The sequence below is a fragment of the Bradyrhizobium diazoefficiens genome, from assembly GCF_016616235.1.
In the GTDB taxonomy this organism is placed as follows: domain Bacteria; phylum Pseudomonadota; class Alphaproteobacteria; order Rhizobiales; family Xanthobacteraceae; genus Bradyrhizobium; species Bradyrhizobium diazoefficiens_H.
This window is the reverse complement of the sequence record NZ_CP067100.1, coordinates 7,255,162-7,276,207: the sequence shown is the minus strand read 5'-3', so window position 1 is coordinate 7,276,207 and position 21,046 is coordinate 7,255,162. Positions and strand designations below refer to the sequence as shown.

General features: G+C 65.4%; 19 protein-coding genes. 7 read left to right on the top strand and 12 right to left on the bottom strand.

Annotated features, from left to right (window positions below):
* Positions 1-83: 83 nt before the first annotated feature.
* Complete coding sequence (locus JJB99_RS34200; RefSeq protein WP_200496492.1) at positions 84-2,924, bottom strand: ATP-binding protein; 2,841 nt, start codon at positions 2,922-2,924, stop codon at positions 84-86.
* A gap of 231 nt (positions 2,925-3,155) precedes the next feature.
* Between JJB99_RS34200 and JJB99_RS34195 the strand changes: the two genes are divergently transcribed.
* The 3 genes from JJB99_RS34195 (at position 3,156) to JJB99_RS34185 (ending at position 5,266) form a co-directional block, all read left to right on the top strand.
* Positions 3,156-3,575 carry an organic hydroperoxide resistance protein gene (locus JJB99_RS34195; RefSeq protein ID WP_200496491.1) on the top strand — a complete coding sequence of 140 codons (420 nt, stop codon included), beginning with the start codon at positions 3,156-3,158 and terminating at the stop codon, positions 3,573-3,575.
* 35 nt (positions 3,576-3,610) lie between these two features.
* Positions 3,611-4,642: an alpha/beta fold hydrolase gene (locus JJB99_RS34190; RefSeq protein WP_200496490.1), complete on the top strand. Its 1,032-nt coding sequence runs from the start codon at positions 3,611-3,613 to the stop codon at positions 4,640-4,642.
* A gap of 114 nt (positions 4,643-4,756) precedes the next feature.
* Positions 4,757-5,266 (top strand): cytochrome P460 family protein, encoded by a 510-nt coding sequence (locus tag JJB99_RS34185; RefSeq protein ID WP_200500430.1) that lies wholly within the window; start codon positions 4,757-4,759, stop codon positions 5,264-5,266.
* 39 nt (positions 5,267-5,305) lie between these two features.
* Here the strand turns inward: JJB99_RS34185 and JJB99_RS34180 are convergent, their stop codons facing one another.
* The 8 genes from JJB99_RS34180 to JJB99_RS34145 form a co-directional block, all read right to left on the bottom strand.
* Positions 5,306-8,815, bottom strand: coding sequence for a PAS domain-containing hybrid sensor histidine kinase/response regulator (locus JJB99_RS34180; RefSeq protein ID WP_200496489.1), 3,510 nt, complete (start codon positions 8,813-8,815; stop codon positions 5,306-5,308).
* Between the two features lie 173 nt (positions 8,816-8,988).
* Complete coding sequence (gene hemA / locus JJB99_RS34175) at positions 8,989-10,218, bottom strand: 5-aminolevulinate synthase (RefSeq protein ID WP_200496488.1); 1,230 nt, start codon at positions 10,216-10,218, stop codon at positions 8,989-8,991.
* A 207-nt stretch (positions 10,219-10,425) separates the two neighbouring features.
* On the bottom strand, positions 10,426-11,487 hold the full coding sequence (locus tag JJB99_RS34170) for an MBL fold metallo-hydrolase (RefSeq protein WP_200496487.1): 1,062 nt from the start codon (positions 11,485-11,487) through the stop codon (positions 10,426-10,428).
* Positions 11,488-11,603: 116 nt separating this feature from the next.
* On the bottom strand, positions 11,604-12,050 hold the full coding sequence (locus tag JJB99_RS34165) for a nuclear transport factor 2 family protein (RefSeq protein ID WP_200496486.1): 447 nt from the start codon (positions 12,048-12,050) through the stop codon (positions 11,604-11,606).
* Positions 12,051-12,166: 116 nt separating this feature from the next.
* The gene (locus JJB99_RS34160; protein WP_200496485.1) at positions 12,167-14,323 is read right to left on the bottom strand and encodes a methyl-accepting chemotaxis protein; all 2,157 of its coding nucleotides are present in this window, start codon (positions 14,321-14,323) and stop codon (positions 12,167-12,169) included.
* 187 nt (positions 14,324-14,510) lie between these two features.
* Positions 14,511-15,236 (bottom strand): outer membrane protein, encoded by a 726-nt coding sequence (locus JJB99_RS34155; protein ID WP_200496484.1) that lies wholly within the window; start codon positions 15,234-15,236, stop codon positions 14,511-14,513.
* 223 nt (positions 15,237-15,459) lie between these two features.
* Positions 15,460-15,780, bottom strand: a complete 321-nt coding sequence (locus tag JJB99_RS34150) for a hypothetical protein (RefSeq protein ID WP_200496483.1) — start codon at positions 15,778-15,780, stop codon at positions 15,460-15,462.
* An 86-nt stretch (positions 15,781-15,866) separates the two neighbouring features.
* Positions 15,867-16,271: a RidA family protein gene (locus tag JJB99_RS34145; RefSeq protein ID WP_200496482.1), complete on the bottom strand. Its 405-nt coding sequence runs from the start codon at positions 16,269-16,271 to the stop codon at positions 15,867-15,869.
* 126 nt (positions 16,272-16,397) lie between these two features.
* Here JJB99_RS34145 and JJB99_RS34140 point away from each other — a divergent pair, with 126 nt between their 5' ends.
* Together JJB99_RS34140 and JJB99_RS34135 are read left to right on the top strand one after the other, a co-directional pair.
* Positions 16,398-17,162: an ArsR/SmtB family transcription factor gene (locus JJB99_RS34140; protein WP_200496481.1), complete on the top strand. Its 765-nt coding sequence runs from the start codon at positions 16,398-16,400 to the stop codon at positions 17,160-17,162.
* Between the two features lie 41 nt (positions 17,163-17,203).
* Positions 17,204-17,488: a hypothetical protein gene (locus JJB99_RS34135; protein WP_200496480.1), complete on the top strand. Its 285-nt coding sequence runs from the start codon at positions 17,204-17,206 to the stop codon at positions 17,486-17,488.
* A gap of 59 nt (positions 17,489-17,547) precedes the next feature.
* Here JJB99_RS34135 and JJB99_RS34130 read toward each other — a convergent pair whose 3' ends face one another.
* Genes JJB99_RS34130 through JJB99_RS34120 form a run of 3 tightly spaced genes read right to left on the bottom strand, consistent with a single transcriptional unit; the run spans position 17,548 to position 18,231 of the window.
* Entirely contained in the window at positions 17,548-17,757 is a 210-nt protein-coding gene (locus JJB99_RS34130; protein ID WP_200496479.1) for a hypothetical protein, read from the bottom strand.
* Positions 17,754-17,930, bottom strand: a complete 177-nt coding sequence (locus tag JJB99_RS34125) for a hypothetical protein (protein ID WP_200496478.1) — start codon at positions 17,928-17,930, stop codon at positions 17,754-17,756. The genes JJB99_RS34130 and JJB99_RS34125 overlap by 4 nt, the downstream gene beginning before the upstream one ends.
* Positions 17,931-17,976: 46 nt before the next feature.
* Positions 17,977-18,231: a hypothetical protein gene (locus JJB99_RS34120; protein ID WP_200496477.1), complete on the bottom strand. Its 255-nt coding sequence runs from the start codon at positions 18,229-18,231 to the stop codon at positions 17,977-17,979.
* Positions 18,232-18,294: 63 nt separating this feature from the next.
* On the opposite strand from JJB99_RS34120, the gene JJB99_RS34115 reads away from it, so the two are divergent.
* Complete coding sequence (locus JJB99_RS34115) at positions 18,295-19,656, top strand: class-II fumarase/aspartase family protein (protein ID WP_200496476.1); 1,362 nt, start codon at positions 18,295-18,297, stop codon at positions 19,654-19,656.
* Between the two features lie 113 nt (positions 19,657-19,769).
* Positions 19,770-21,026: an aminopeptidase gene (locus tag JJB99_RS34110; RefSeq protein ID WP_200496475.1), complete on the top strand. Its 1,257-nt coding sequence runs from the start codon at positions 19,770-19,772 to the stop codon at positions 21,024-21,026.
* Positions 21,027-21,046: the final 20 nt, after the last annotated feature.

Here is a 21,046-nt window from a genome sequence, read left to right as displayed (position 1 = left end):
CGGCCCGGCTGGCATCTTGGCCGTTCATCCTTCGAGGCTCGCTTCGCGAGCACCTCAGAATGACGGAGCTTGAGGGGCGGCGTCTATAATGTCTGCAGCACACTGTTCGCGGTTCTGGTATCCGCCGTCTCAGAGCCGTCCGTAAAACCTTCGAGCGTCGATTGAAGCAACCGCTTTGCTTCGTCACGCCGGCCACGTTCGGCAATGAACCCGGCGAGGTCGATCGCGGCGCGAAGCTCCCAGGCTTTGGCGCCGTTGCGGCGGCTCAATTCCAGTGATTGCGCGAAGCAGGCCTCTGCTTGCTCGGCATCGGGCTCCGGCAGCGACAGCAGAACCCTGCCTTTCATGCGCAGCAGCTCGGGCCTGTAGAGATGATCGCCGCCTTGCTCGACGAGGCGGATCGCATCATCGATCAGGCAGGCGCTCTGCTCGGTCTGGCTGAGCGCCATCAGGCCTTGGACCAGCGCGATGTTGAATGTCGTGGTGAGCAGCTCGTAGCCGGCCTCGTGGAGCTCGCGCAGGCAAGCCCGGATCGTCTCGACGCCATCGGCGGCGTTTCCGCGCCGGATCGCCAGCTCGCCTTTGACGCCGCGGCCCACCGCCAGATAGGGACCCATCGAGCGCGATTGGGCATGTGCAATGAAGCGCTCGATGTTCGCTTCCGCCGCCTCGAGGTCTCCGCTCCAGAGATCGAGCGACACCGCCCAGATCAGCGCGATGCAAAGCGTGATCGGATGGTCCATCTGCGCGGCCTCGGTAATCGTCTGTCGCGCCAGCTCCCGCGCATCCGCGGGCCGGCCTTGCAGCCAGAGCTCGCGCGCGAGAGTGATGCCGGCGCGGTTGCGATGATCGAAGCCGTAGACGGTACTGATCCGTTCCGTGCCCGGTCCATGCCAAGCGGCCTCCAGCATGCGCAGGGCATCGCGATGCTCGCCGGCCAGATGCAGGGAGACACCCAGCAGCGAATTTGCGAGGGCGATCGAGGCGGCATCGCCGAGCGTTTCGGCAACCACAAGACTCTGCTGTGCGTAGCCGAGCGCGGCGTCGAACTGGCCCATCCGCTCGTGGAAAATGTGCATCCGGCCGAGCAGCTGGAGCTGGTTCGGCGCATCGCCTCGCGCCTGGGCGATCGCAAGGCTGCGGCTCAGGGCCGTACGTGCTGCCTCGCTGCCGCCGCGCGTGAACATCAAAGTCAGGCCGAGGGCGGCCTGGATGTGCATCTCCTCGGCGCTGCCGCGCGAGGACGGATTGATCGCAAGCAGCGCCCGTTCAGACCAGCGCCGGCATTCGGTCAGCAGCGACATCGCGAGGAAAATGGGCGCTGCCGCTGCGGCGAGCGCAATGCCGATGTTGGCATCGCCGCGCGTACCAAAACACCAGTCGAGCGCCGCGCGCACGTTGTGAAGCGCGGAGAAATGGATCGCCCGCTCGTCGGCGCTCGGCACCGTCGCCCATGTCGCGCCGGCTTGTTCCAACCATCGCCGGTAGTAAGTCGCATGGCGGGCCGCGAGCGCCGTGTCATCCGGCTCGACCTCGAGCAGATAGGCGCGCGTCGTGTCGAGCAGACGGTAACGCATCATGGCGCCGACCGGCCGCGGCGCGACCATCGACTTGGCGACGAGGCTGTCGACGGCATCGAACAGCCGGGCGCGGTCGACATGCTCGTCCGGCACGATCTCGAGCGCGGCGCTGATGGTGAAATGTCCGGCGAAGACCGCGAGCCTGCGCAGCACGACGCGCTCGTTGTCCGACAGCAGCCCGTAGCTCCAGTCCAGCGTCGCCTGCAACGTCCTCTGTCGCTGCGGCGCGGTGCGCTGGCCCTGCCAGAGCAGATTGAGGCGCTCGTCGAGCAGCGTGGCCGTCTGCTCCAGGCCGTAGGCCTCGATGCGGCCGGCGGCCAGTTCGATTGCGAGCGCCATGCCGTCGAGCTTGCGGCAGATCCTCGCGATGATCGCGGCATTGGCATCGTCAAGTGCGATCTGCGCTCCGCCGGCCGCGGCGCGTTCGAGGAAGAGCTGAAGCGCAGGATAGGTCCGCGCTGCAGCGGCCGTCAGTCTGGAGTCGTCGGGCGGAACGGCGAGCGGCGCCAGCCGGTAGACCTGCTCGCCCTCGACACGCAGGGCTTCGCGGCTCGTCGCCAGGATATGGACATGCGGTGCGGCGTGAAAGATGTCAGCCGCCACCGGTGCCGCGGCCGCGACGACGTGCTCGCAATTGTCGAGGATCAGCAGCATCCGCTTGTCGCGCAGATGCGCGAGCAGCGCAGGCAAGGGATCATCGGCCTCGGCCGGCAAGCCTAGCATCAGCAGGATCGAGGTGATCACGAGATCGGGATCGCTGAGCGCGGCAAGATCGACGAAGTGAGCGGCGTCGGAGAATGTTTCGAGCAGGTCGTGGGCGATCGCCACCGCGACTGCGGTCTTGCCGACGCCGCCCGGGCCGACGATCGTGACGAAGCGCGAGGCGACGAGCTTGTCCGAGACCGCGGCGATCGCATCGTCGCGCCCGACCATCCGCTGCAGCCGATTCGGCAGCTTGACGGGCGGCAGTTCCACCTGCGGTGCGGGGCGCCGTGCCGGCGCGATCTCCGCCTGCGAGATCGGCGCCACGAAGCAATAGCCGCGGCCGGACAGGGTGGTGATGTAACGGGCACCGTCCTTGCCATCGCCAAGGGCCTTGCGAAGCGCTGCGACTTGAAAGCGCAGATTGGTCTCCTCGACGGTGATGCCGGGCCACACCAGTGCCATCAGTTCCCGTTTGCTGACGACCTGGTTCGGCCGCGACATCAGCGCGATCAGCGTGTCGAAAGCTTTTGCGCCGAGCGGCAGCGCGACGCCATCGCGCGTCACGAGCCTTTCATGCGGCGTCACGGTGAATGGCCCGAACGATCGTGCTTCGGTTGCGGCGCCGCGCGGCTCGGTCATGGTGGATACTGGTTCCTTTCGGACCGACCGGATAGCCAGAGGATGACGATCCGGCAAGACCTTCGCTGCACAAGACCTTCGCTGCACAAGACCTTCGCTGCATCGGCATCAGACCGCACATGCAGGCCTTGTAAGTCATGCAAGCCTCGTCCTCACAACTTCTCACAAGTCCAAACGGGCGTCTCGCGGCTGCCGCTGATAGTCGGTGGCGTGACGGCAAGGAGAACCTTCATGACGCAAGCGGCAAAACTGCTCTACACGGCCAGGACCCACACCAGCGGTGGGCGGCACGACGGCATCTCGCGCAGCTCCGACGGTCGCCTCGACGTCAAGCTGTCGCCGCCGGGCGGCGCCGGCATCGGCACCAATCCCGAGCAATTGTTCGCGGCCGGCTGGTCGGCCTGTTTCGAAGGCGCGATGGAGATCGCGGCGCGTAAGCGCAGCATCGAGCTTCCCCGGAAGTGCGCAATCGATGCGGAGGTCGACCTCGTGCTCGACGGCGGCGGCTATTCGCTAAGGGCGCGCCTCAATGTGAGCCTGCCGGGCCTCGACCCCGAGATCGCCCGCGGCATCATCGATGATGCGCACCAGACCTGCCCCTATTCCAAGGCGGTCCGCGGCAACGTCGACGTCACGGTCGCGCTGATTTGACGCACCATCACCAACCATCGAAAGGCAACAACACGATGAAACAGATCGTCGATCAGCACCGCCGCCACTTTCTCGGCGTCGCGGCAGGAACCGTCGCCGTCGGCCTCGGCGTGATCGAGCTCGCCCGCGCCGAATCGGACGCGCCGCGCTCGTCCGCAGCCAATGCGTCCTTCGGCACGATCAAGCAGATCGACGCCGGCGTCCTCAAAGTCGGCTATGCGGAGGCCGGCCCGTCGAACGGTCCCGTGGCCATCCTGCTGCACGGCTGGCCCTACGACATTCACGCCTTTGTCGACGTCGCGCCGGTCCTGGCGCAGGCCGGCTATCGCGTGATCATTCCGTATTTGCGCGGCTACGGCGCGACGCATTTCCTCTCAGCCGAGACGCCGCGCAACGGTGAGCCCATCGCGATGGCCGTCGACATCATTGCGCTGATGGACGCGCTCAACATCAAGAAGGCGGTCGTTGCCGGATTCGACTGGGGCGCGCGAACTGCCGGTATTATCGCGGCATTGTGGCCCGAGCGTTGCCGTGCGCTGGTGTCGGCCAGCGGCTATCTGATTTCCGGCGAGGCGGCCGGCGCCACGCCGTTGCCGCCGCAGGCCGAGTTGCAATGGTGGTACCAGTTCTACTTCGCGACCGAGCGCGGCCGTGCCGGATACGAGAAATACACGCGCGATTTCGCCAGGCTGATCTGGAGGATCGCCTCGCCGCAGTGGAAATTCGACGACGCCACCTTCGACCGGAGCGCGGCGGCCTTCGACAATAAGGATCATGTCGCGATCACGATTCACAATTACCGCTGGCGGCTCGGGCTCGCCCAGGGCGAAGCGAAATACGAGCAGCTCGAAAAGAAGATTGCCGCAACCCCCAACATCGACGTGCCGACGATCACGCTCGAGGGCGACGCCAACGGCGCGCCGCACCCCGAGCCGAGCGCCTATGCCAAGAAGTTCTCGGGCCGATACGAGTTTCGGCTGATCACCGGCGGCATCGGCCACAATCTGCCGCAGGAAGCACCACAGGCCTTTGCCAAGGCCGTCATCGACGCCGATGGCGGCGCTTGAAGATTTTGCCAGTACCCGGTCCAGCCCGGCTGGACCGGGGTGTCACATGCAACTCGATGAAGCGCCACGGCGACAATGAAATCTGAAAAGAGCAAATTTCCATTCACGAGGACGATGATCGCGCTGGCCGTGCTCCTCCTCGTCGTTGCCCTGACCTGCGTGCCGTATCCGGTTACGATCGCCCTCGCGGACGAGCCGGCGACGGCGGACGCCTCGCCGATCTTCGGCGTCACGATCCCGCCGGGCTACAAGCAGTGGGAGCTGATCGCGCCGGCCGAAGAGGCGGCCCCGCTCGACGAGCTTCGCGCAGTGGTCGGCAACCAGATCGCGATCGAGGCCTATCAGGGCGGAAAACTTCCGTTTCCGGACGGCACCGTTCTGGTCAAGCGTGCCTGGACGAGGAAGCAATCTCCGCAGTTCGCGTCCGCGACGATCCCTGGCGCTGCCACCACGGTCCAGGTGATGGTCAAGGACTCCAAAAGATACGCCTCGACCGGCGGCTGGGGCTTTGGCCGCTTCGTCGACGGCAAGCCGGTCGACGAGGCCCAGCATCGGACTTGCTGGGGCTGTCACGAAGCTCGCGCCAAAAGCCGCGACTACGTGTTCACGCGGCTTGCGCCTTGACGCGCGAAGGCGTGCCGGCGTCTCGCAACAAGACGATCCCTATTCCGCCGCCACCATCTGCTGCGTTCGCCACTGACCCAGCAGGGCGCGGAGCGAAGCCGGCTTCACCGGCTTGTTGAGCACCGCGATCTTCTCGTCGCGCGCCGCGACCTGCACGGCGGGGCTGCGGTCGGCGGTGATCAGGATCGCGGGGATGGTATCGCCGAAGCGGCGGCGGATGTCGCGGATCGCGGCGATGCCGTTGCCGCGGTCGAGATGATAATCGACGAGCAGGCCGGTGACGCGGCGGCCGGCGGCCTCGATGGCCGCGATCGCACCCTCGGGATCGGCGACCGCGATCACCTCGGCGTTCCACGCCTTCAGCAGCGTGCGCATGCCGTCGAGGATCGCCGCATCGTTCTCGATGCAAACGATCAGGGCGCCCGAGATCGGCGTGCGCGCCAGCGGCGTCGCGCTGGTCACGGCGGCCGTGTGCGTCACAGCCTTCGCCGTCGGCACCGTCACGGAGAACACCGAGCCGCCGCGGGCATTGCCGTCGATGCTGATGCCGTGCTTGAGCACGCGCGCCAGCCGTTCGACGATCGACAGGCCGAGCCCGAGGCCGCGCGCAATCCGGGCGCCCTGCTCGAGGCGGTGGAATTCCTTGAATATCTCGGTGCGTTTGGCCGCCGGAATGCCGACGCCGGTGTCGTAGACGCAGATCTTGAGCGAGGCGCCGCGGCGGCGGCAGCCGACCAGCACGCGGCCGCGCGGGGTATATTTGATCGCGTTGGAGATCAGGTTCTGGAGCAGGCGCCGCAACAGCAGACGGTCGGATTCGACCGGTAGCGAGCAGGCCACGAAGGTGAGGTCGAGGCCCTTGGCGCGGGCGATCGGCGCGAACTCGATCTCCAGCGAGCGCATCAGGTCCGCCATCTTGAAGCTTGAGATCGAGGTGGTCATCGCGCCGGCGTCGAGCCTGGAGATGTCGAGCAGCGCCCCAAGGATTTCCTCGATCGCCTGCAGCGATTCGTCGATGTTCTCGACCAGCCGCGTTTCCTCGCCATTGTGCTGGCGTTCGACCAGGCTCGTCACATAGAGCCGCGCCGCATTCAGTGGCTGGAGGATATCGTGGCTGGCCGCCGCGAGGAAGCGCGTCTTGGAGATGCTGGCGTCCTCGGCCGCGCTCTTGGCGAGCGCGAGCTCGGAGTTCAGCCGCGTCAATTCCTCGGTGCGGTCACGCACGCGCTTTTCCAGGCTCGCATTGGCGCGCTCCAGCGCTTCGGCGGCCTCGAAGGTCGGCGTGACGTCGGTGAAGGTGATGACGAAGCCGCCGCCGGGCATGCGATTGGTGAGCACCTCGATCACCATGTGGCGTTCCGGCAGGCGCTCGAGATAGGGTTCGCTGTCGGTGGTGTAGGCGACGAGCCGCTGTTCGATCATCGCCTCGCGATCGGTCTGGCCGGCCGGATCGCTCACGCCCATGAATTCCAGGATCTCGCGCAAGGGGGTGCCGAACTGGATGAAATGCGGGGGAACGTTGAGGAGATCGCCGAACTGGCGGTTGGAGCAGATCAGTTGCAGGTCGGCGTCGAACACCGCGATGCCCTGGCGCACATGGTTGAGCGCGGTCTGGAGGATCTCGCGGTTGAAATGCAGCGCCGCGTGGGAATCGTCGAGCAGCTTCAGCGCGGCTTTCGCCGAAACCGTGCGCTTGCGCAGCAGCAGCGACATCACGAGGCGCGACGAGGCCGCCCCGATCGAGGAGGCGATCAGGTGCTCGGCATGCTGCAACAGCTCGAAATCGGCGGGTGCCGCGGGCTCAAGCCGCATATTGCGCCTTGCCGAAAAGGCCTCGAACGAATGCCGGGCGCGGTCGGGCCCGAGATATTGCGCCACCGTGGCCTGGATGTCCTGCACCGTGACGGTGGTGCGCCAGCGGCGGAAATTCGGCGAGATCGGCGCCAGCGTGTTGGGCACGAACAGATCGGCCTGCACCAGCTCGATCGACGACGGCTGGCGCGCCAGCGACAGCAGCACATAAGTGAGGATGTTGAGCGATAGCGACCAGATCACGCCATGCATCAGCGGCGGCAGGTCGGCGCCGAACAGCGCCTGCGGCCGCAGCGCCTCGATCCCGAACGGACCATGCTGGAGCCACAGGATGCCGGCCGTCGAGGAATCCATGAAGCTCGGCAAGAACAACGTGTAGAGCCACACCGCGAAGCCGACCAGCATGCCGCCGATCGCGCCGCGCGCGGTTGCGCGCCGCCACAGCAGCCCGCCGAAGAAGCTCGGCGCGAGCTGGGCGATGGCGGCAAAGGAGAGCAGGCCGATCGCCGCGAGCTGGGTGTTGCCGAGCGCGCGGTAGTAGAAATAGGCCATCACCATGATGGCAAAGATCGCAAGGCGGCGGGAGCGCAGCAGGAAGTCGCTGAAATCGGCCCCGCCGGTGCGTCCCTCCGGCCGCCGTTGCAGCACCAGCGGCACCACGAGGTCGTTCGAGACCATGATGGAGAGCGCGACGCATTCGACGATCACCATCGCGGTCGCAGCCGACAGGCCGCCGACGAAGACGGCGACGCTGAGCAGATCCGCCCCGCCCTCTATCGGCAGCGCCAGCACGTACATATCCGGATCGGCCGCTCCGAACGGGAAAGTCACGAGGCCGGCGATCGCGATCGGGATCACGAACAGATTGATGGCGATGAGATAGAGCGGAAACAGCCAGCGCGCGCGGCCGACTTCGGCATCCGATGAATTCTCCACCACGCTGACGTGGAACTGGCGCGGCAGCAGCATCACCGCGCAGAGCGACAGCAGCGTCATGGTCAGGAAGTTGCCGATCGACGGCGAATAGTTGATGGCGCGCACCGCCTCCGGCGTCTTCATTGCGCGCTCGATCAGCTCGTGGGGCGAGAACATCCAGAAGGTGACGAAGATGCCGGCGGTGAGGAAGGCGACCAGCTTGACGATGGATTCGGTTGCGACCGCGAGCATCAGGCCGTGCTGGTGCTCGGTGGCGTCCGTTTGCCTTGTGCCGAACAGCACCGCGAAGGCTGCCATTGCCAGCGTCACCATCAGCGCCACATCGCCGAGGATCGGGATGTGGGAGAACGCCTGGTCCTCGCTCAGGATGGTTTCGAGCGAGGACGCCACCGCCTTGAGCTGGAGCGCGATGTAGGGCACCGAGCCGATGATCGCGATCAGCGCGACGGTTGCCGCCACCGCCTGGCTCTTGCCGTAGCGCGCGCCGATGAAGTCGGCGATGGAGGTGATGTTGTGGGTCTTGGCGAGCTGGATTACGCGTCGGAGCACGCCGGCGCCAAGCCCGATCATCAGGATCGGGCCGACATAGATCGCGAGGAAGTCGGTCGAGGTGCGGGTCGCGAAGCCGACCGAGCCGAAGAAGGTCCAGGACGTGCAGTAGATCGCCAGCGACAGGGGGTAGATCAGCCCCGACGCGCGGCCGGCCTTGGCCTGCGAGCGGCGGTCGCCATGACTCGCCACCAGGAACAGAAAGCCGATATAGCCGAAGGCGGCGGCGATCACGCCCCAATCGTGCTGCATGGCGAGCGTGCTTCTCCCAGGGGCGCCAGGGCGCCCGATCTCATTTTCGCTTGCAAATCTAGCGCGTTGGCCGGGTGGAGGCGACAGCGAAATGCCGGGACACGCGCGGAACTGGGGTTGTCGTTAAGGAGCTACGCTCGTCCCGGACCCCTCCAGGGGAGGGTAAGAAAGACTTACTCCGCCGCCAGCGATTTCTCGCGTAGCGGCAGGCCGAGGCGGTCCCACACCTGCAACAGTGCCTCGGCGAGCCGGTCGATCAGGCCATCGTCATGATAGGGCGAGGGCGTGATGCGCAGCCGCTCGCTGCCTTTGGCGACGGTGGGATAGTTGATCGGCTGGATGTAGATGCCGTGCTGCTCGAGCAGCATATCCGAGGCCTGCTTGCACTTCTCGGGATCGCCGACGAACAGCGGCACGATATGGGTATCGCTCGACATGACAGGCAAGCCGGCGGCATTGAGGATCGCCTTGACGCGGGCGGCGCGGTCCTGGTGGCGCTCGCGCTCCCAGTTTGAGGTCTTCAGGTGCTTGATCGCCGCGGTTGCGGCCGAGCAGATCGCCGGCGGCAGCGCGGTGGTGAAGATGAAGCCCGGGGCATAGGATCGTACGGCGTCGATGATCTGGCCGTTGGCGGCGATGTAGCCGCCGAGGCAGCCGAACGCCTTGGCGAGCGTGCCTTCGAGGATGTCGATGCGATGCATGACGCCGTCACGCTCGGCGATGCCGCCGCCGCGCGGACCGTACATGCCGACGGCATGGACCTCGTCGACATAGGTCATCGCGCCGTATTTCTCGGCAAGATCGCAGATTTTTGCGAGCGGGGCGACGTCGCCGTCCATGGAATAGAGGCTCTCGCACGCGATCAGCTTCGGCCGGTTCGGACCCGCCGCCTTCAACAGCGCTTCGAGATCGGCGAGATCGTTGTGGCGGAACACTTGCCGCTCGCAGCCGGACTGGCGGATGCCTTCGATCATCGAATTGTGGTTGAGCTCGTCCGACAGGATCAGGCAGTTCGGAATGAGCTTTGCGATGGTCGCGATGCCGGTCTGGTTCGAGACGTAGCCCGAGGTGAACAGCAGCGCCGCTTCCTTGCCGTGCAGGTCGGCGAGTTCGGCCTCGAGCTGCACCAGCGGATGATGCGTGCCGGCGATGTTGCGGGTGCCGCCCGCGCCGGTGCCGACGCGCGTCGCGGTCTCGACCATGGCGCCCACCACCTTCGGGTGCTGACCCATGCCGAGATAATCGTTGGAGCACCAGATCACGACGTCGCGCTTGCCCTTGGGCGAGTGCCAGACCGCGTGCGGGAACCGGCCCGCCGTGCGCTCCAGGTCAGCGAACACGCGGTAGCGCCGCTCATTGTGGAGACGATCGAGGGCGGAATTGAAGAACTGGGCGTAATCCATCGGCAAAACCCAAGACGGAACTGACCAAAAGGCGGCATCTTCTTAGAGCTTTTCCAGCTCTAATGTCTATGTGCTATCCCACATCTGGGCATGCGAGGCATTTGGGCAAAATGCCCTATCGTGCGGATTGAAACGTGATCCCGATCAAGCTCGCGCGAGACATAATGCTGCTCTGCACCATTCGCGCGAATGCGAGCCCTGGCTCTCTCACGTCGTCCTGAACTGGAGCACGCCGTCTTTTGTCTCCGCCGTGAGCCGGCCCTCGACGATCATGTAGTTGACGTGGGCGACGAGTTCGCCGGCGGCAAAACCCATCTGGTGCTCGTCGAGCACATGCTTGTTGAACACAACGGGCACCAGGGCGCGCGAGGTCTGCGGCACCTCACGGCAGGCGTCCGCGATCAGCCGGCAGCGCTCCTCGTGGTGGTCAGCGAGTTGCTTGATGCGGGTCTTGAGGCCGTAGAACGGCACGCCGTGGCCGGGCAGCACCAGCAAATCATAGGGCAGCGTGGTGGTGAGGCTTGCGAGCGAGGCCAGATATTCGCCGAGCGAGTTCTGGTCGGGCTCGACCGCCCACACGCTGACATTCGGTGAGATCTTGCTCAGCACCTGGTCGGCGGAGAGGAACAGCTTGTCATCGGCGCAATACAGCATCACCTGGTCGAGCGCGTGGCCGCCGCCGGTGATCACCTTGAAGCGGCGCGTGCCGATCACGACCTCGTCGCCGTGCGAGATGCGGCGGTAGGACGGCGGCAGCACCGAGACGCGCTTGAGATAATCTTGGCCGCGGCCGAGCAGCTTCTCGGTGAGCGACTCGTCCATGCCGTGGCGCCGGAAGAACAGCCGCTGCGCCTCGCGCCGCTCCTCGGTGCCGCGGTTCTGGTGATAGACCGATTGCAGATATTCGACCTGCGACATCAGCAGCGGGCAGTTGAACCGCTCGACGATCCAGCCCGCGAGGCCGACATGATCGGGGTGCGAATGCGTCACGATCAGCCGCGTGATGTTGACGCCCTTCAGCGGCCCGTCGAACAGCTTGGTCCAGGCCTCGATCGTCTCCTCGTTGCCGAAGCCGGCATCGACCATCGCATAGCCGTCGCCGTCGGCGAGCAGATAGATGTTCACGTGGTTGAGGCGGAACGGCAGCTTCAGCCGCACCCACAATATGCCGGGCCTGATCTCGACCACCTCGTCGGGGCCGGGATGCTGTTCCCAGGGGTAGCGCAGGGCCTCGGCCGAGGACGGCACGGTGTCGGTTTTCGCGTTCATGGACTATCGGTACCCGCACATCGGGCGGGATGCCAGCCGAAAAACGCTGCCGGCGCTACTCCGCATAACCGTCATTCCGGCCCGATTTTCCGTAGCCCGGATCGCTGGCGGCGAGGTTAGTGGCGGTACTCGTCGCGTTGGAGAACGCGGAAGCCGAACCAGCCCCAATAGACGCAATGGCGCTGGATCAGGCCGGCGTCATTGAGCTCCATCGCTTCGACAAAATCCATCTGCTCGCCGTGGCCTGCGTCCCGCGGATATTCCCAGATCAGACGTTTGCCATCGGTGAGATATGCGGTGCGATGATATTGGCGGACCGGCGGTTTGCGGATGGCAAGCAGGTCGAACAGCGCGCGAAGCTCCCCGCGTCCGTGCAGCCATCCCCTCTCGATGCCGAGCAGGTGCGGAACCAGCGGACTTTCGAGCCACGAATCGTCCGCATAGAGCGCCAATAGCGCGTCCACGTCATTGTGCGAGAGCGCATCGTTCCACGCGAAATACATCCGCTCGATCGGCGTTGCTCCTGCACTCACGAGGGCGCGGGGGAGGGTGGCTTCGTTCATGATTGGCTCCTCGATCAGACACATCTGTCCAATCGAGGCCCGACGGACCCGTTCCCATGTCCTGTCGCAATGCATCCGAGCGGTGCACGCAGAGCCTGCGCCGCTCCAATCGCGAACTACGCCGCCCGCATGTTGTTGAGGAACGCGTCGATCTCCCCGCGCAGCATGTCGGCCTCGCGGCGGAGCGCATCGGAGGCGCCCAGCACTTCGCTCGCGGCAGCGCCGGCTTCAGCCGAGGCCGTGGAGACGCCGACGATGTTGCTGGAGACCTCGCTGGTGCCGCCGGCGGCATGCTGGATGTTGCGGGCGATCTCGCGGGTCGCCGCACCCTGTTCCTCGACCGCAGCCGCAATCGTCGTGGTCACGTCGTTGATCTCGCCGATGATCCGGCCGATGCCCTGGATGGCGCCGACCGCCGAAGTCGTGACCTGCTGCATGCTGGCGATCTGGGTGCGGATTTCCTCCGTGGCCTTGGCGGTCTGGCTCGCCAGGCTCTTCACTTCGGAGGCGACCACCGCGAAGCCGCGGCCGGCCTCGCCCGCACGCGCCGCCTCGATGGTGGCGTTGAGCGCGAGCAGATTGGTTTGCGAGGCGATGGTCTGGATCAGGTCGACGACGACGCTGATGCGGCTCGCGCTGTCGGCGAGGCTCTGCACCGTGGCGTCGGTGGCGCCGGCCTCGTCGACCGCCTTCTTGGCGATCGCGGCCGAGGTGACGACCTGCTTGCTGATCTCCTCGATCGAGGAGGAGAGCTGCTCGGTGCCGGCCGACACGGTCTGCACGTTGACCGAGGTCTCCTCGGCGGCCGAGGCGACTGCGTTCACCAGCGCGTTGGACTGGTCGGCGGTGTTGGACATGCTCTGCGCGGTCGACTGCATCGAATTGGCGGACTGCGCCAGATTGTCGAGCGCGGTGCGCACCGTGCCTTCGAACTCGGCGATCTTCGCCTCAATGCGGGCGGCGCGCTCGGCCTTGGCGACCCGGTCCTTGTCCTGCTCGCTCGACATCGCGCGGGCCTCGATCATGCTCTCGCGGAACACTTGCAGCGCGTTCGCCATCACCGAGATCTCGTCATTGTGGTTCTTCGAGCGGTAGATCTCCGTCTCAAGGTCGCCGTTCGCCAGGAACTGCATCGATTGCTGCAGGGCGCCGATCCGGCGCAGGATGTTGCGGCCGACATAGAGCCAGACGAACAGCGCCGAGCCGACCAGCATCAGCGCGCCCAGCGCCAGCATTGCGGTCGTCGCCAGCGAAATCTCCTGCCGCGCCTGGAAGGTCGACGCATTGGTCTCCTTCTGCACGCCGTCGACGAGCTGCTGCACGCTGATGCCGAGGCCGACATTGAGCTTGCGCGTCTCGTCCAGGATGGTCTGGCCATAGTCGATGGCATCGAGCTCCTTCTGGCGGATCTTGAACACGCCGGTCTTGCCCTCACCGAAGGCGAACAGCTTTTGCACGGCGTCGCGCACGGCCTGCACCGAGGGCATGTTCGGCAGGTCTTCGAGGTTCGACTTGACGCGGTCGCGCGTCGTCTTGAATTCCTTCTCGATCGCCTCCAGCGTGTCGCTGTTGTTGGCCGACAGCGCCGCCATCATGTCGGCGGCCATCAGGTTGCCGTTGGCGGAGATCGTCGAGATCTGCGCGACGGTGCGGGCGGCCTCGGTGGCATCGTCCGCAGAGAGATCGGCCGCGCCGAGAATCGCGTTGAGGCGCGTCTGCGCATCGAGCATCGCCGGACCCGCCGCGCCGACGAAGGCAAGCTGGGCCTTGCGCAACGCTTCATACTGCTTCTCGTGCAGCGCGCCGGTATCGAGCCGTTCGCGGGCCGCCGAGACCAGGCTCTGCGTGGCCTCGTCGATGCTCTTGGCGGTATCGCGCAGCGCGCCCGCGATCTGCTTGTCGGCGCCGAGCTCGATGATCTCGCCGAGCTTGGCCATGGCGAGCTGCTGGATCTCCTTCACGCTCTTGGTGCGATCGTTCAGCGCATCGTCGGACGGCGATGCCAGCACGCCCGGGCCCTGCGCCGCGAGCGTGGCGCTCTGCGAGGCGAGCTGAAGGCTGGCGGAGAGGCGCGGAATGTCGCGCCCGCTCAGGTCCATCATGGTCTCGCCGAGGTGCTTGAACACGAAGCCGGCGCCGGCCGCGATCACGAGGCCCATGCCCGCGATCAATGCGAAGGCCGCGAACAGGCTGCCGCGCACGCCCCATTTGGGCATTTTGAAGCGAGGCTTCAAACGGCCGAAGACACGGCCAAGGCTGAGACGGATCGCCATCGAAAATTCCCCCAACGCTCTTGCTTCTGCTTTGTGGCGGACAGTATCGGTGGGGCGGGTTAAAAAATCGCAATTCGCGCAATTGCTTGCATTGGTTCCGCAGGGCGAAAAAAGCGGAGCCAAAAAGCAAAAAAGAAGGGCCGGCGAGAACGCCGGCCCTTCGCCTGAATAAGGTTTTGCTAACCGATCAGTAGCGCGCGACCGTCGAGTTGGCCCAGTTGAAGCGGTAGTTGAGGCCCGCCTTGACGGTGTGATCGTCGGTGGTGAAGTTGCCGGTGCCCGCCAGCGGGCCGCCGGTGAAGTGCGCATCGCCGAAATTGTAATACTGGTACTCGGCCTTGGCCGACCAGTTCGGGGCGAACATGTATTCGAGGCCGGCGCCGATCGTGTAGCCGTTCTTGTGATCGCCATCGATGACGAAGGCGGTCGGCACGCCGCCGACGGTCACCTTCTCGTTGTTGTCCGAATAGGCGTAGCCGCCCTTCACATAGACGAGGCCCGGACCCCAGGTGTAGCCGACGCGGCCGGTGATCGAGCCGAGGCCGCGCTGGTCGTTGGTGTAGGCGATGCCGCCGGGGAATACCGCGCCGACGCTGCCGGAGAGCCAGGAGTACTGGCCTTCGACGCCGACCACGAAGTTCGGGTTGAGCTGCCAGTCCGCACCGACCTGCACGCCGCCGAGAAAACGGCCGTTGCCGTTGTTGCCGGTGGAGAGGCCGTTGAAATTGTTGTCGCTGGAGAACGCGCCGCCGACATGGCCGCCGATATAGAAGCCCGTCCAGTTGTAGATCGGCGCGGCATAGGCCGGCGCGGGCGCCTTGTAATAATTGCGGCTACCGAGATCGGCACCGGCGGCCGGCGCGGCAGCGCCCGCGACGAGCAGCGCGACAGTCGCAATCAGAATCTTTTTCATCGTCCAAACTCCAGCACTAAAGGTCCCCGGCAGGCGCGCTATCCGCGCCGCGTTGGTTTTGCAGATAGCTCGCTTTTGTCGAAAATGCTGTCACATCCGTGGCACAGCGGCACCCAACCTAACGTATTGGGCTGCAAATGCTTTTCGTGCTTAATGGCGGCTTAAGAAATGCTGAAGGAAGGCTTAATCCGGCGCTTGCTGAGCAATCTTCGCGCGACTTTCATTAACCAAGACGCCGCCGCGCCTCTTCGCGCATCTGCTCGCGGAATGCGGCGCGCTTGGCCGGCCGGTCTTCCTCGCGCACGTCGTGACGGTCGAAGATGTCGAACTTCTCCATGATCGGATAGCGCTCGCTCGCCATCGCAAGCACGCGCAGCACCTTGGTCGCGGCCGGCGACGGGCCGCTCACCTCCCAACGCCGGATGATGTCGGCGCCGCCCTTCTCCGGCAAGCCGCACAGCTTGGCCATGTCGGCCGCAGTGAGCTTGCGCTCGAGCGCGTCGGAGAGGTCGTTGCGGAGCTGCTTCAGTTCGGGGCCGGTCATGCTGCTTGCGTCCAGGGAGGTCACTTGATGAGCAATGCACTAGCGCTGATTCGGGTCCATCCGAAGGCAGGCCATCCGCGACAAGCTCATCCGTCGCGCCCTGCCAGTGCGACGCAGTCGACCTCGATGTCGAATGGCCCGGGCCACGACGGCACGTGCACGAAGATGCGTGCAGGCGAATGGTCGTGGAAGTAACGGGCATAGACCGCGTTGAACGCGGCGAAATGGGCGGGATCGGGCGTGCAATAGACATTGCATTTGATCACCTCCGCCAGCGACGATCCTGCCGCCTCCAGGCAGCGCTGCATCTGTTCGAGCACGATCTCGGCCTGCCGCTCGAACGGCAGCGGCCTGACGTCGCCCGTGTCAGGGTCGAACGGCGGCAGGCCGGACAGATAGACCAGGCCCCCGGCGACGAGGACCGGGTGGATCGGGCCCTTGCGGCGGCGCTCCAGATAGCTCGATATCGGCTCCACGCGGATTCTCTTCATATGGCTCCTCGTATGGCTGCCGCCCGTTTGCGGAAGCCAGGATAGAGCGCGCGCGGTGCCCGATGGTTCGGCCGCCGCCAAACCATTGCCGTTGTCGCGCCAATGCTGCCGGGATACGGTCTCGCCATGGTCGCAGCGGCAAACATGGTCGAAGTGGCGGCGCTGGTCGGCGACACCGCGCGGGCCACGATGCTTGCGGCGCTGATGGGCGGTCAGGCGCTGACCGCAAGCGAGCTTGCCTCGCGCGCGCGAATATCGCGATCGACGGCGAGCGGACATCTCGGCAAGCTCGTCGGTGCAAAGCTGCTCCACGTGACGCAGAAACGCCGCAACCGCTATTACCGCATCGCTTCGCCGCTGGTGGCCAGAATGCTGGAGGGCATCAAGGCCGTCGCCGCCATCGAGCTTCCGCAGCGCCACCAGCCGCGCTCGATCACGGAGGATCGGCTTCGTTTCGCGCGCACCTGCTACGACCATCTGGCCGGCTATCTCGGTGTCGCCATTGCTGACGCCCTCATCGCCAAAGGGCACGTGGTCCTGACGGATGACGGCGGCGAGGTGACGGCTTCAGGGATGGACTTTCTCGCCGCGTTCGGCGCGATGCCGGCGCCGAAATCCGGGAGCCGGCGGATCTTCTGCCGCCCCTGTCTCGACTGGAGCGAGCGCCGCTATCACATCGCCGGTCACGTCGGTGCGGAGATCCACCGCTGCTGTCTGGAGCGCGGCTGGCTGAGACGGGACCGCGACAGCCGGATCGTGCGCATCACGCCGGCCGGGCAGATCGGCCTGCGCAAAACTTTCGGCATCGATCTCGGCGGCAGCCGCAATCCGGCACAATCGCCTGTACACGGTGTTATGACCGTGTGCCTATGGAAATCTCCCGATCAATGAACAGATGGCACAAGGGGCTCCCAGCGACCGAGGGACCAACCATGACCCGCATGAAACTCGCCATTGCCGCACTCATCGCCACAGGACTGCTTGCCGCGCCCTTCGCGGCTGAGGCGAAGAAGCACCGGTCGAGCCGGCACTACAGCACCAACGTGATGGGCCCGACCTATAGCGGCGCTGGCGCGCCGGCCGCGCAGCCCGGGGCCGCTTACGGCTCGTCCGGACAGACTGTCGGCACGGTCACTGCGCCGTCGGTCGGAACCTATAACTGGCCGTCGGTGGGCGTGACCAATTCAGTGCCGACCTGGAGCAACACCACCCGATAGAGCCGAGGTGGATCGGCGCGGCCAGGCGGTGACGATGATCGCGAACACCGGAAGGACCGCTAGATTCCCCGGCCGTTCTGCTCACCGATGACGCAGCGCCAGGCCGCCAGGCGCTCGGCCGGATGCTGGTTCATCCATTCGGCGAGTTGCGGTGCGCCCATCAGGCAGGACTGCACCGAGACCTGCGCGAAGTCGGAGCTGGTGACGAGCTGCTCGTGGCAATTGGTCGGAGAGGCGAGGCTGCAAAGCACCGCGATGATCTTGATCACGACAGGTTACCCCCGTCGCGGCCAATGAACGCGCGGCCGACCGCGACCTTGTCCTGGCTCTCGCTGGCCGGATCAGCCGGCGGGAAGATGCTGTCGTAGATCGCGCGTGCCTCCTGAATGAGGCGTGTGCGCTCGCGCTCGGATTTCGAGACAAATCGAATAACTTCGCCCATGTTGGCTCCGAATAGCGGTTGGCAAACCGTCATGAGATGACGTTGATCATTCAATCGCGACATATGATGCCGCGTCGGGTTTTGCAGCGGCGCGCCAGGTCACCACGGATAAAAAGCGCGTGACCACGCTTCCCGCATCCCAACGTATGCCGGTGTTAGCGTACCCCTTGCTGTCATCAGCAAGGGTCATCTTCATCAAGCAATGCTGCGGGCTCGAATATGTTTCGTCTGGTGCCGCGTGCAAGTTTTTGGAACCATCACGCAGGTCGATGAACGACGCATGCGAACCGCCATTGTCCATTGCCGAACACTGCGGCCTGCGTAAGCTGACCCCACACAAAACACCAACCATAAAGAAACGCCCATGTCCGCTTTTCCCGCCTCGACCACCGTGCTCGATTCGATGCTCTTCCGCGATGCCTTCGGCACGGCCGAGATGCGCGAGGTGTTCTCCGACATCGCGCTGGTCGGCCGCTATGCCGAGGTCGAGGTGGCCCTTGCGAAGGCGGAGGCGACCTGCGGCGTGATCCCGCGCGAAGCCGCCGAGGAGATCGCGGCGCGAACCGATGTCGCCGCGCTCGATTTCGACCTGCTGCGGCAGGAGACCGACATCGTCGGCTATCCGATCCTCCCGCTGGTGCACCAGATGGTGAAGCAGTGCGGCGAGGCCGGCCGTTACGTCCATTGGGGCGCGACCACGCAGGACGTCATGGATACCGCGGTGGTGCTGCAGCTGCGCGCCGCGCTCGACATCATCGAGAGCGATATCGCCGAGCTGCGAAAAATCCTCGCTGATCTCTCCCGGCGCTATCGCGACACGCCGATGGCGGGCCGCACCCATCTCCAGCAGGCGCTGCCGGTGACGTTCGGCTACAAGACCGCGATCTGGCTCGCGATGTTCGACCGCCACGCCGAGCGTCTCGCGCAGTTGAAGCCGCGCGTCCTGGTCGGCCAGTTTGCCGGCGCCGCGGGCACGCTGGCCTCGCTCGGCGACAAGGGGTTTGAGGTGCAGGAGGCGCTCTGCGCCGAGCTGCAGCTCGGCGTTCCCACTTCGACCTGGCACGTCGCGCGCGATGGCTTTGCGGAAGGCCTGAACTTCCTCGCGCTCGTCACCGGCTCGCTCGGTAAGATCGCGCTCGATATCATGATCATGGCCTCGACCGAATTCGCGGAGATCTACGAGCCGTTCGTCAAGGGCCGCGGCGCCTCCTCGACCATGCCGCAGAAGCGCAACCCGATCTCCTCGGAACTGATGCTCGCAGCAAGCAAGGCAGTGCGCCAGCACGCCGGCCTGATGCTGGATGCCATGGTGCAGGATTTCGAGCGCGCCACCGGTCCCTGGCACGCCGAGTGGATGGCCATCCCGGAAAGCTTCGTGCTCACCGCCGGCGCGCTGCACCAGGCGAAATTCGCACTCGCGGGCCTCATCGTGGACGAGGCGAGGATGAACGACAATCTCGCCATCAGCCGGGGCCTGATCGTGGCCGAAGCGGTCATGATGGGGCTCGCGCCGCAGATCGGGCGGCAGGAGGCGCATGACGTGGTCTATGACGCCTGCCGGCTCGCCAACGAGAAAGGCCTGACGCTGGCGGATGCGCTCTCGTCCGACTCTCGGGTCGCGAGCCGCATCGACCGCGCCACGATCGAGGCGCTCACCTCACCGAAAAATTACCTCGGGCTCGCGCCGGCCATGGTCGACCGGGTGCTGAAATCCGCAACGCGTTGAAAACCACGATGCGTGAAATTGCGTATCTTTCATGTGTCGCGAGGTGCTCGCACACTTGTGTCTCGCGATGCTAGACTTAGATTGAACGAGAGACCTTCGGCAGAGGACCCCGCATGACTGATCACCGCAATACGCCCACTCCCATCGATCCCGCGAAACTCGACCGGCTGGCCGAGGTGGCGGTGAAGGTGGGCCTGGGCTTGCGGCCGGGGCAGGATCTGCTGTTGACGGCGCCTGCGATCGCGCTGCCGCTGGTGCGGCGGATCGCCGTGCACGCCTACAAGGCCGGCGCCGGCATCGTGACGCCGATCCTGTCCGACGAGGAGATGACGCTGGCGCGCTACCGCCACGGTCACGACAACAGTTTCGATCGCGCCGCCGGCTGGCTCTATGAGGGCATGGCCAAGGCGTTCTCCGACAACACCGCGCGGCTCGCCATCGTCGGCGATAATCCGATGCTGCTGTCGGGCGAGGATCCGTCCAAGGTTGCGCGCGCCAGCAAGGCGAATTCGATGGCTTACCAGCCGGCGCTGGAAAAGATCGTCAATTTCGACACCAACTGGAACATCATCGCCTATCCGAGCCCGTCCTGGGCCAAGCAGGTGTTTCCGAACGATCCCGAAGAGGTTGCGATCGGCAAGCTCGCGGATGCGATCTTCGCCGCCTCCCGCGTCGATCGCGAAGACGTGATGAGCAATTGGGCGAGCCACAATGCGGTGCTGCGCGAGCGCACCAACTGGCTCAACGGCCAGCGTTTCCGAGCGCTCCAGTATAGCGGGCCGGGCACCGACCTCACCATCGGACTTGCCGATGGCCATGAATGGGAAGGCGGCGCCTCGCTCTCCAAGAATGGCATCAGCTGCAACGCCAACATCCCGACCGAAGAGGTCTTCACCACCCCGCATTGCCGGCGGGTCTACGGCCATGTCGTGAGCTCGAAGCCGCTGTCCTACCAGGGCACGCTGATCGACAACATCGCGGTGCGCTTCGAGGACGGCAAGATCGTCGATGCCAGGGCCTCGCGCGGCGCGGAGGTGCTGAACAAGGTGCTCGACACCGACGAGGGCGCACGGCGCCTCGGCGAGGTGGCCCTGGTGCCGCATTCCTCGCCGATCTCGCAGAGCGGGCTGTTGTTCTACAACACGCTGTTCGACGAGAACGCGGCCTCGCATATCGCGCTCGGCCAGTGCTACTCGAAGTGCTTCGTCAACGGCGCCGAGCTCACGCCGCAGCAGATCGCGGCGCAGGGCGGCAACCAGAGCCTGATCCATATCGACTGGATGATCGGCTCGGCCGAGACCGACATCGACGGCATCCTGGCCGACGGCAGCAAGGTGCCGGTGTTCCGTAAGGGCGAGTGGGCGAAGTAACTCTCGCTTCACCTCTCCCC

Bases quoted from the DNA above. Each gene is read 5' to 3' on its own strand.
- JJB99_RS34125 (WP_200496478.1), bottom strand. From the start codon at position 17,930: ATGGGCGAAGTTATTCGATTTGTCTCGAAATCCGAGCGCGAGCGCACA.
- JJB99_RS34185 (WP_200500430.1), top strand. From the start codon at position 4,757: ATGATCGCGCTGGCCGTGCTCCTCCTCGTCGTTGCCCTGACCTGCGTG.
- JJB99_RS34140 (WP_200496481.1), top strand. From the start codon at position 16,398: ATGGTCGCAGCGGCAAACATGGTCGAAGTGGCGGCGCTGGTCGGCGAC.
- hemA (WP_200496488.1), bottom strand. From the start codon at position 10,218: ATGGATTACGCCCAGTTCTTCAATTCCGCCCTCGATCGTCTCCACAAT.
- JJB99_RS34190 (WP_200496490.1), top strand. From the start codon at position 3,611: ATGAAACAGATCGTCGATCAGCACCGCCGCCACTTTCTCGGCGTCGCG.
- JJB99_RS34180 (WP_200496489.1), bottom strand. From the start codon at position 8,815: ATGCAGCACGATTGGGGCGTGATCGCCGCCGCCTTCGGCTATATCGGC.
- JJB99_RS34115 (WP_200496476.1), top strand. From the start codon at position 18,295: ATGTCCGCTTTTCCCGCCTCGACCACCGTGCTCGATTCGATGCTCTTC.
- JJB99_RS34150 (WP_200496483.1), bottom strand. From the start codon at position 15,780: ATGACCGGCCCCGAACTGAAGCAGCTCCGCAACGACCTCTCCGACGCG.
- JJB99_RS34160 (WP_200496485.1), bottom strand. From the start codon at position 14,323: ATGGCGATCCGTCTCAGCCTTGGCCGTGTCTTCGGCCGTTTGAAGCCT.
- JJB99_RS34120 (WP_200496477.1), bottom strand. From the start codon at position 18,231: ATGGACAATGGCGGTTCGCATGCGTCGTTCATCGACCTGCGTGATGGT.
- JJB99_RS34195 (WP_200496491.1), top strand. From the start codon at position 3,156: ATGACGCAAGCGGCAAAACTGCTCTACACGGCCAGGACCCACACCAGC.
- JJB99_RS34145 (WP_200496482.1), bottom strand. From the start codon at position 16,271: ATGAAGAGAATCCGCGTGGAGCCGATATCGAGCTATCTGGAGCGCCGC.
- JJB99_RS34170 (WP_200496487.1), bottom strand. From the start codon at position 11,487: ATGAACGCGAAAACCGACACCGTGCCGTCCTCGGCCGAGGCCCTGCGC.
- JJB99_RS34110 (WP_200496475.1), top strand. From the start codon at position 19,770: ATGACTGATCACCGCAATACGCCCACTCCCATCGATCCCGCGAAACTC.
- JJB99_RS34165 (WP_200496486.1), bottom strand. From the start codon at position 12,050: ATGAACGAAGCCACCCTCCCCCGCGCCCTCGTGAGTGCAGGAGCAACG.
- JJB99_RS34155 (WP_200496484.1), bottom strand. From the start codon at position 15,236: ATGAAAAAGATTCTGATTGCGACTGTCGCGCTGCTCGTCGCGGGCGCT.
- JJB99_RS34135 (WP_200496480.1), top strand. From the start codon at position 17,204: ATGACCCGCATGAAACTCGCCATTGCCGCACTCATCGCCACAGGACTG.
- JJB99_RS34200 (WP_200496492.1), bottom strand. From the start codon at position 2,924: ATGACCGAGCCGCGCGGCGCCGCAACCGAAGCACGATCGTTCGGGCCA.